This is a genomic window from Ferruginibacter paludis (assembly GCF_030409685.1).
Classification (GTDB): Bacteria; Bacteroidota; Bacteroidia; order Chitinophagales; family Chitinophagaceae; genus Ferruginibacter; species Ferruginibacter paludis.
Genome location: NZ_JAUFQJ010000013.1, coordinates 224,809 through 235,382 on the forward strand (window position 1 = coordinate 224,809; position 10,574 = coordinate 235,382).

General features: G+C 37.6%; 4 protein-coding genes. 3 read left to right on the plus strand and 1 reads right to left on the minus strand.

Features of this window, described 5'->3' with window-relative positions:
* Window positions 1–160: 160 nt before the first annotated feature.
* Entirely contained in the window at window positions 161–3,727 is a 3,567-nt protein-coding gene (locus QWZ08_RS19335; protein WP_290339177.1) for a T9SS type B sorting domain-containing protein, read from the minus strand.
* Between the two features lie 962 nt (window positions 3,728–4,689).
* Here QWZ08_RS19335 and QWZ08_RS19340 point away from each other — a divergent pair.
* From QWZ08_RS19340 to QWZ08_RS19350, 3 genes are all read left to right on the plus strand, one after another.
* Window positions 4,690–6,078, plus strand: coding sequence for a hypothetical protein (locus QWZ08_RS19340; protein ID WP_290339178.1), 1,389 nt, complete (start codon window positions 4,690–4,692; stop codon window positions 6,076–6,078).
* 154 nt (window positions 6,079–6,232) lie between these two features.
* The gene (locus QWZ08_RS19345) at window positions 6,233–10,000 is read left to right on the plus strand and encodes a DUF5977 domain-containing protein (RefSeq protein ID WP_290339179.1); all 3,768 of its coding nucleotides are present in this window, start codon (window positions 6,233–6,235) and stop codon (window positions 9,998–10,000) included.
* Window positions 10,001–10,015: 15 nt separating this feature from the next.
* Complete coding sequence (locus QWZ08_RS19350) at window positions 10,016–10,552, plus strand: hypothetical protein (protein ID WP_290339180.1); 537 nt, start codon at window positions 10,016–10,018, stop codon at window positions 10,550–10,552.
* Window positions 10,553–10,574: the final 22 nt, after the last annotated feature.

The following is a 10,574-nucleotide window of genomic DNA, read 5'->3' on the forward strand; positions in this document are numbered from 1 at the left end:
ATTATTCAATTTAACTGTCAGATTGAATTTCGGATGTATTGGGCGTACGAGATTGACAAATGACTCTGTGTAACACTAGAATCCAAAAATATCGGTTTATATAGTCAATAGGTAAGAAAATGAATTATGGAAGGAATGGATCGTAAGACCTCACTTTGTATTATCTTATCAAAGTAGTCATACCTTTAGCTGAAACAACATTTCCATTGATATCCCTACCTTCTGCAAACCATATATAACTTCCCGTATTTTGTACCCGACTTTTATATCGTCCATTCCATCCATTATTAAGTTGATGAGTTTCAAAAACCAATTCTCCCCATTTGTTAAATACCCTGAAAAAGTCTAGTTGTATGTAGCCGATTGATTTTGCCGACAGAAAATCATTTTTGCCGTCATTATTCGGAGTAAACGCAGTTGGGACCACTATAAAAGATTTATCGACCACTTTAATAAATACCCTCGCTATGGAACTGGAGCAAGTGCCGTTGGTCACCAAAACGTAAAAACTTGTATCTGCCGCAATGTTGGCAACATTAAAATTACCACTGCTATTTTGTTGCAATATCTGTTGTCCGGATAAGTTGGCCATTAGCTGATAAGACCCTACCGTTGGATTTTTTAAAACGATATTGGCACTTGAGTACCTTGGAATGACGAGTGAGTCATACTGCGGCAGTGCTAAAGCTGAATCAGCATTAACTATCATGATAGGATTGGAATGAAACGTACATACACCGGCGTCATGTACTTCTAAGATATAATTCCCTGCCCCAATATTTGATAACTGTAATGTGTTTCCGACAATATTATTATTCTGATCTTGCCAGGTATAGGTCGAAGGTCCTGTAAGCCCGTTTATTTTTATAGATGCGATACTGCCCTGGTGCAGGTTGCATACATCGTTTGTTATTTGCTCCTGTGAATAATCAAAGACAGGTACAGGTAACACTTTGATTGAATCGCTAAAAATTTTGTTGGTACAACCATTGCTGTCGGTCGCAAAAAGTTGGTAAGTTCCTGCTGCTAAATTACTAACAGAAGTGCCGGTGCCTGCAGCAATTCCGGAAACACTATCAATCCAATTGAATGTATACATGGAACTACTTGAACTAAAATTATTGATTGTGATTGATCCATTATTCCGAAGGCATAAGCCATCTTTCGAAGTGTATGCAGTTACTCCAATAGGTAAAAAATTGGAAGGTGGAATAGCAATCTGTGGTGAAGTTGCTGAACATCCATAATGATTGCTAACGCTTAATTCGTAATTGCCCGGAGGTTGCGAAAATATGTCTAAAGCGTTACCCGTCAGGGTGTTTGTGGCAGTGTTTTTCCAGGTGAAAACTTCTCCGTTTGTGACTTTTATTTGCTGGATGCTTCCAGTGTTAGCACTGCATTTGCTGGCAATTATTAATTCACTTGCTGTGTCAATAAGGATATCTCCATTATCAGTAACCGTAAAGTATGGTGTTTGAATTGTATCGCAACTACTTTGGTCTTTGAATTTGAGTGCATACTTCCCTTTATAAATACCCGAGAGGTTAGGAGTGTTACCTACAGGATTGTTTAGTGAATCTATCCATTGATAAAAAGGTGTGCCGGAAACATTAATAGCAACAATTCCCGTAATGCTTCCATTATTCTTGCCACAGGTGGAAGGTTTTATTGCAATGTTAATAGTATTTATCGAAGGGCCGGACTGATTAATAAGCGTGTAAAAGCCGGTAGAATCTGAACACCCGGAAACGGTATCCTTAACGATCAATTTATATTGACCGGTGAACACATCTATCAAGTCAAGCTGATCTCCAACTACTGTGCCGGAAGCATCTATCCAGGAGATTTTTATGTCCTGATAGGTATTGATAGTGATGTTCTTTACAAAGCCATTACTCTGGCCACAAGTCGGATTTTGCAAACTAACCAGAGATGTATTCAATTTTGGCGTTAGGTCATATAGGTCATATCGCTTAAAATCACCCCTGCAGGTATTTCCAATCCAGGCATCAAAAATATAGATCCCAGGGCCGGCACTATCAAGATCTACAGTGGTTGCATACAAAGAGTCTTTCCATACGCCATTTACTTGCTTAAGTAAATGCCATTTTACATTTGTATTACCAGAGACTAACAGCCCTTTTATTGATCCATTTTTCTTACTGCAATTCGGTTGCTTAACCTTAACGTAGTAATCTGTAATACCTGGTGTAGAAAATTCAGAAGTTTGCCCAGAGCCTGATGTTGCGGTAGCGACTACAGTGCCGCTAAATGTCCCGGTATACTGCCAGCTACTGTCTGGATTTGACAATGTAAATCCCAGGAATTTTTTTCCTTCGCAAGCAAGACAGTCATCATCTAAATACACGTCTATTCTGCTATTCGGGCTCGCTTTTCCTTTTACAATATTTGTATTCATTGAATCAATGCGAACCCAACAATTCGGATTGATTGAGCCATTGTAATTATAGCTGATTATACTCGATCCTGCGAACCTGTTGCAATAGGTAACATTATTTCTAATAGTTGTTTGAGATGCGGCATCAACTCTTATCGAGGCTACAAAAGTTGCATAGTTATTAAAGTAATAAATAGGGTCCGTATAGTTATTGTAGATGGTGTTAGTTTGATAAGCTGAATCACCACCCACTATTCCTCCACCATAATTATTTGTCAAGGTAATTGATGCATCATAAACTGTATTAACATAGGGAGCAAAAATAGTGTTGCCTTGTATGTAAAAATATTTGCCAAGGTCATTTAATAGCAGCTGCCCTTGCAAAACATTGTTTATAAATTTAAATTCGTAGTCAGTATAAAAATTGTTGGGTATGTAAATGAAGATTGGCATCGGACCAGTTGGTGGAGGCCAGGAACCATCTTTTTTGGTACCAAATTTATTATTTTTCATCACTAAATATCCATTATCAGCATCCCTGCAGGTTTCAATAATTACGTTATTTCCAGTTACAGAATAGTTGGGGTAGGGTAGGTTCACGCTCATGGCAATGGTATTGCCCTCGCCAGGCTTATCGCCTCCAAAAAGTATGTCAGCGGTGCTTATAATGTATATCGGTAAATAAATAGGCGGTACTGTTTGAGACTGGTACGTATTGCTAAAACCTCCTTCTTCGTCAAGACCAATTATGTTGCTTTGCAAAGTAAGTTGCCGGCTTGTATCGCTGTAAGTGAAATTATAATATGCTCCTGTATTGCAATAGAGCGCTCTTGCGCATCCCAAAATATAATTTCCTGCACCAGCCTTACCGATCTGAAGATTGTGGCACCTCAAGTAGGTGATAGCGGTTACCGGTGAAACAAAATCATTGGCAAACGTACTTACCATTGCAATACCGTAAATGCCAACGTCACTACAGTCAGTTGCGTCAAGAAAGCTAAAATTCACACCGTTGTTTGTAAGTAAAAGCACAACTTTCGCGTCACTAACTCCAATGGAACTCCCGGGCTGAGAAGCTCCATAAATAACCATATTGGAACTAAGTTTAGGAAGAGCTGAAAGTAAAGTGATTGTTCTCGCAGTAATTGTGGTGGATGGTATTGCAAAAGCGATGGAATCTCTCCCAATAATGCCGTTGCTGTTGCAAAAGGTCATAGCTTCCCTTAAACTGCCAGGACCACTATCAGCATTGCTGATAACAATATAGGTAGTCGCACTTGCATTGAAATAAATCAGCAAGCAGTAAATCAGACAAAATTTATTTTTCATAAAGACAATTCAAAATTCAAAGTATCGAAAAATCACGATTTTTAATTGGCATTTATAAATTTACAAATGAATTACTATCCTTTTTTAATTGTCGTGCAAAGAATGTGATCGTCCAATTCGAGTAGAAACAATGATATCAATATAACTAAATTGCTTTAGTTGTTTATAAAAAAATCTGAAATAATCCCCAAAAGCACATTTTCAAGATCGATGCTTACAAACAAGAATCAGCACAACGGCCCGGCTTGCCGTGTAGAAAGAAAAAAGTAAACCATGTGGAAAATACGGTATTTTAATTGCGTATAAATACCCAATTTTATGAAGTTGAAATCTTTTTTTTCGGATGTAATCCTTATTCATAAAGGGTTTAATGTTTTTTGCCGTTAACGAAGTATTGGGAAGGGCAACAAGATTTAAAAAAATATACTACGTTTAACATGGATATAAGATCTAAGGCTTGTTTTAAAAAACGGTGGCCATTTCGCATAGTCCAATATCCTGACGCATTGCCATTTCGAAAAAATACTCTTTTTCAAGCTACAGATTTACTTCCAATCTAATTCAATCTTTTTATTTTCTAACCCCATTTTCGGGAAGGTTAATCCTATGCCAAATCAGTAATTGAAATTCCAGCGGTTGCTAAATTTTTTTGATAATAATTACGTGAAAGGGCTTATTGTGGTGGTGTAAATATTCTGATTTTGATTGTGGGATATTTTGCACGAATATCTTTGAGTTGAAAAAAATGATTGATGTAGTAACTTTTTGCGACAGAGAGAATGAAAAAATGCAATCGGTTTTTGTAAATCTGCGCAGTGCCGGCCCGTTGTAATTTCTTTTGTACTTAGTAATATCCAATATCATTGATTTAGCCAATTTAAATTAATTTTTGTCCCATACATTACATGCCTAAGCTGCAATTATACCTCTGTATTTTCACCTTGCTGTTAAGCCATTTGTCCATGGCTCAAACCGCTGCTGACAGCGCTATTGATAATCTTAATCGCATTCCCACGAAATACATCACTGGTATTGATAAAAAGATAGACAGGTACACTAACCAGGTAACCAATAAAACAGAAAAAACACTCACTAAGCTCAGCCGTTGGGAAAATAAAATACGTACATTATTGCAAAAAGCCAACCCCACTGCCGCAGAAAAATTATTTGGCAATAATCAGTTGACTTTTACATCTATGCTGCAGAAATTGAAGGCCGGCGAAGCTGTCGTTTCTCAGTACCCAACTGCGTATGATAGCTATCGCGATCACTTAACTACAAACGTAAAATATTTACAGGATCAGAAATCAAAACTCAATGGTAAGTTGAGCAATGTACTTGATTCCGCTAGTATAAAAATTGCTTCTTTAAATGAAGAAGAGGACCGATCAGAGGCATTGCAGCAAATAATTAAAGAAAGGAAAAGACAAATTATCAGCGAGTGTTTTCAATACCTGGGCAACAATAAGTACCTGGGTAAGATAAATCAGGAGACTTATTATTATCTCCAAACTTTAAAAAACTTCAAAGAGCTTTTTAAAGATAGTCAAAAAGCTGAACAAGCCGCTTTGACTATGTTGAATAAAATACCAGCCTTTCAAGCCTTTGTACAACAAAATTCAATGCTCGCTGGTTTGTTTGGCGCTCCTGCTGCAAGTAACGGAAGTGCCGCCAGCATTGCGGGTCTGCAAACAAGTTCAAGTGTTAGTGCCCTAATACAAAACCAGATTGCCGCCGGAGGGCCTAATGCAATGTCGCAGATCACCGGGCAACTTCAGGCAGCTCATAGTGAATTAAGCAAGCTCAAAGACAAAGTACTAAAAGCAGGTGGCAGTAGCAGTGATGCTGAAATACCTGACTTTAAAGCCGATAATACCAAAACAAAAACATTTAAGCAGCGGCTTGAATTTAGTGTTGACATGCAATCAATCGGTGCCAATGCATACCTGCCAGCTAAGGAAAATATTGGATTTAATCTTGGTTTCCAGATTAACGAGAAAAGCTCGGCCGGCATTGGCGCAAGTTATCTGGCGGGCTTAGGAACTATTGAACACATTCATTTAACACACCAGGGTGTTGGGTTAAGAAGTTTCGTAGACTGGAAATTAAAAAGACAGTTTTTTCTTAGTGGAGGTTTTGAAATGAATTACAACACAGTTTTCAAAAATTTATCACAATTACAGCAATACAGTACATGGCAGCAAAGCGGCCTGGCAGGTATTAGCAAAAAAATGCCCATTAAAAATAAATGGTTTAAGGGTACAAAATTTCAGTTACTGTATGATTTGCTGGCATCGCAGCATCCATTTAATACACACCCAATTGTATTTAGAGCGGGTTTTAATTTTTAACACAAGGAGTATGTTTATCACTAGTTCATTAATGAATCGTAAAATGAGGACAAAAAAAATCGGCCAAAAGCGATACAGCTTTTGTTTGTTTTTTTGCTTAGTACTGGGCAAGTTATTTAGCCAAAGCCCTATCAATTCCGGTAACCAATTTGTTATGGATCCTGGCCTTGTTTCCGTGGCAACACCGCAAGCTGCTTCGATTCAAAAATTTGGCCGGGTACCAGTTGATTTTTTCAATGGATTGCCCTCTGTTGATGTTCCCATTTATAAATTGCCGGTAAAAGGCTTAGATATTGATATCCGTCTAAATTATCATGCAGGCGGTGTAAAGCCTAATGAAAAAGGAGGCACCGTTGGTGTTGGTTGGTCTTTAACCTCAGGAGGATGCATTACAAGAGTCCAAAACGGGACCCTGGATGAGCATGTAAATACAAGCTATTCGGACTCAATGCTTGGATACTATTGGAATCGAAGTCAATTAAATAAAACTAGCTGGAATAATATAGATACCATGGCAGGATTCTTAGTGAGTTTAAAATGTGGTTCCGGGCCATGCACCGCCTATGGTCAATGGCATGATTGGGCTCCTGATGAATTTATGTTTAGTGTGCCAGGTTATTCCGGTAGTTTTTGGATGGATCAATCTGGTAATTGGCAGGTTAAGGAAAATAATGGTGAGAAACTAAAAATCACCGTGTCAATGGCACCGTACAGCTATAAATATCCGACCTTAACGAAATCAGTCGTTGTAAAATATTGCTTTCAAAATTTTCAAATTTCCGACAGGTCGGGTAACACTTTTGTATTTGGCAACGATGCAAATTCGATAGAATTTAATCGAAATAGTGTAGGTGATACCTGGCCAGCGACAGCAACATCCTGGTATTTAACTCAGATTATCACGAGTAAAGGGGAGAAAATAAATTTTAATTATCAACGAAGCATTTATTCGTATTCTGTTTACGGCTCAATGAATGCTTACCAGTCACAATATCTTGGCAATACCTATTCAGCTTATTCATTGCAGGCTCTTTCAGGCATCATCCATGATCCAGTATACTTACAATCCATAACCTACAACAAACTCTCTGTACAATTTACCTATTCTCCATATAATATTTACTATTATTCGTTACCTAAAACTACGCTTAACAACTTTGGTGTTCCAGCGTCTGACAATACCCTGCAAACATATTCCGCAATACCCAACTTGTGGGCAACATTGGGAGTTTTGGATCCAGTGACAACACTCCCCACAGATTATAAACTTGATAAAATTCAGGTGTCATATAACAGTGCCCAAACCATGTCCTTTGGGTTTGCCTATTATGACTCTACCGTTGCTAATCGTCTTTTCCTTAAAACACTCAATTTTGGCACAGTGAAATGGCCTTTGATATATCAATTCAACTATAACGGTATGAATTTTTCGAATTATTGTGATGGCAAAATTGAAGATGGTATTCTTACAACAAAAATTGATCACTGGGGATACTATACTGGCAAGTTTCCAATGAAGACTTCTGTATTGCCAAGTACAAACGGACAATATAATAATCCTTATGCTCCCCCATCCGGAAACGGAGGCTTTCCGAATGAGGATTTTATCAATACATATTATACAAATAGACAACCCGTTTTTGATTCTGCGAAGATTGGATCATTAGCTTCCATCACTTATCCAACTGGTGGTTATACAAATTTTATTTATGAGCCTCATGACTATTCCTCACAAATAAATCCGGCAAACTACCAGACAAATTTTTTAAGTACAAACACCACAGCGGGAGGATTGCGTATAAAAGAAATTGATTCTTACAGCGATGCCAATGCAATTCCGACAGTTAAGAAATACCAGTACAAAAATGACAATGGTTTTTCAAGTGGCATTTTAAATAGTGCAGGCATTCTGTACCGCGACTCAGTAAACGCTGCAGATATGACCGGTACTATTATAATGAGATATTTCTATGACAGAAATTTAATGCCTCTGCAAAATACCAATGGCAATCATGTAACCTATTCTAAAGTTGATGAGCTGAATGCTGATGGTAGTAAAACGTCTTATCGATATAACAACTACGATAACGGACATGGCGATATCTTGCCGAGTGCATTTTTAAGTACAACAATTTCCGCCAATTATTTTATGCAACCCAATAGCAGAAATTTTCAACGTGGTAAATTAATCGCTCAAACAAATTATGATAGCGCAAAAAATATTGTTTCAAGAGACACTATCAATTACATCAATGATGATGCTATAACTTCCAATCGGGTTGGAATTCGTAGTTACAGTTTTAAATCTAAGGACATTAAAATGTATAGTTTCGCTAGCGCCCATCAGGTTGGAACGGTAAATATTTGGACATCCAATGTTACTCCTTTTGTTTACTATACACATTTTTATCCAACTATACAAAAAGCTAGTACCTACTACCAGTCGCCTGATTCAATAAAAACAATTGAAACATTTGCCTATAATGACAGTAACAATAAAGTAATGCAGGATACCTTAAAGAATCTAAGTGATGGGTCAAGCAAAATAACTTCTATAAAATATCCTTCAGATTTTCCTGGCAATACGTTTTATTCCAATATGGTCAACCAAAATATTAAAGACCCTGCAATTATGATTACAAAAAGTAATCAGCTAGGTAAGATATTAATGGTTTCGAAAGATAGCCTAAAATTAAATACTACGAATAATGGTAGTTTTTATTGGCCTTTCGAGAAAGATCAATACCAGGTATCGTCAGACATTATAAAGACCAATATTTTACAGTATGATTCCATTGGCAATCCCGTTGATGTTATAGGACCAGATAGCATAGCAACTTGTTACTTGTGGGATTATTCTTCTCTTTATCCGGTGGCCGTTGTGAAAAATGCAAACAATGCATCTGTTGCATATACTTCCTTCGAGGGTGAGGGGAAAGGAAATTGGGTATTGCCTGACAACAATTATATTACTGCAAGCCTTACCGGTAACCAGGGCTATGTGCTAAATAGCACCAAAACCATCACGGCAACCGTGCCCTCAGGAAAGCAATATTTTGTATCCTATTGGGCGAAAAATGGTTCCGCTACAGTCAAGTCAAATGGGGGCACTGTATCAGCATCGACTCCCGCAGGATTGACAAAGCAGGGGTGGACATACTATGAACATTTGTTACCAACAACAACAACAGCGGTAAATGTTACAGCGGCGGCAATTGATACCGTTGACGAATTAAGGTTATATCCATCAAAGGCAATGATGACCACATATACATACTCTCCAACGTTTGGAGTTGCTTCAACATGCTCACCGAGTAATTCGATAGTCAAATACGAGTGGGATGCGGGTATCCCTAGATTAAAACGGATTTGGGATATGGATAATAATATACTCAAACAATTTGACTATAAATATCAAATGTTGGCGGTTCCGTTTTATAATGCCCCTTTAAGCAGGGTGTACAATAAAAATGATTGTGGATCAGCACTTTTGGGTAGTGCTGTAACCTATAATGTTCCAGGCGGTACATACAGCTCCAACATAAGCCAACTAGATGCAGATAATCAGGCCACAACAGATACAACAACCAACGGTCAGGCATATGCGAATGCTCATGGTGTTTGTGGCGCTTCAGTAAGTGGGTTTGATTATTCTTCTGGTACAGGAGGATTTATTGCGACATTTACTCTATTTGGGGGCGGCGCTGTATATTCTTTTCCAATTGATATTTTACATCCGGGAAAAATTGGTTTTATTCCAGCCGGAAAATATTCATTGACGATTGCTAAGCCTGGAAATACTACCAGTTATACTTTTTCTGCAGGTTGTACCTTAACTACAACCGGGACCTCTGCTACATTTGGTTCAGTCGTAATCGGCGTAAATCTTTGCTCGCCTATTTTTAATCTAACTATTCAATAATAAACACTCAAAAATATGTATCTGTTAAAACTTTGTTTTCTGATTGCCGGGATAGGGATTAATATCGGGCTATTTGATATCCACGTCGTAAAAATGGATAACACTGACATCTCTATCGGAGACTTACAAGGGAAAAAAATAATGATAGCAATTTTACCTGTAACCAATACAAAATCAGATATAGCATTTCTGAAAAAAATAGACATGATAAGCAAGCTATATGTTGATAAAATTACTGTTATTGGAGTACCTGCCTATGAGTACGGATATGACGAAAATAGGATAACCGATTTACAGGATTTTTACAATGGAATAATTGGAAAAAATGTCATTATCACAAAAGGAATGTACACAAATAAGACATCTGCTGATAAGCAGCACCCATTGTTTTCATGGTTAACTGATGTTAATCAAAATACTCATTTTGACCAGGAAGTAAAAGGAGTCGGGGAAGCCTACTTTATATCTGCAGAGGGAGAGTTATATGGTGTCATCGGCCCTGAAAAGGAGCTATCGGATATTCTATTGAAGAAATTACTTCAATTACAATAAACAATTTTTTAAAAAATTAGGT

What these genes read in the sequence shown, in the direction of transcription:
- QWZ08_RS19345 (WP_290339179.1), top strand. Translation starts at nt 6,233, where the DNA reads ATGGATCCTGGCCTTGTTTCCGTGGCAACACCGCAAGCTGCTTCGATT.
- QWZ08_RS19335 (WP_290339177.1), bottom strand. Translation starts at nt 3,727, where the DNA reads ATGAAAAATAAATTTTGTCTGATTTACTGCTTGCTGATTTATTTCAAT.
- QWZ08_RS19350 (WP_290339180.1), top strand. Translation starts at nt 10,016, where the DNA reads ATGTATCTGTTAAAACTTTGTTTTCTGATTGCCGGGATAGGGATTAAT.
- QWZ08_RS19340 (WP_290339178.1), top strand. Translation starts at nt 4,690, where the DNA reads ATGGCTCAAACCGCTGCTGACAGCGCTATTGATAATCTTAATCGCATT.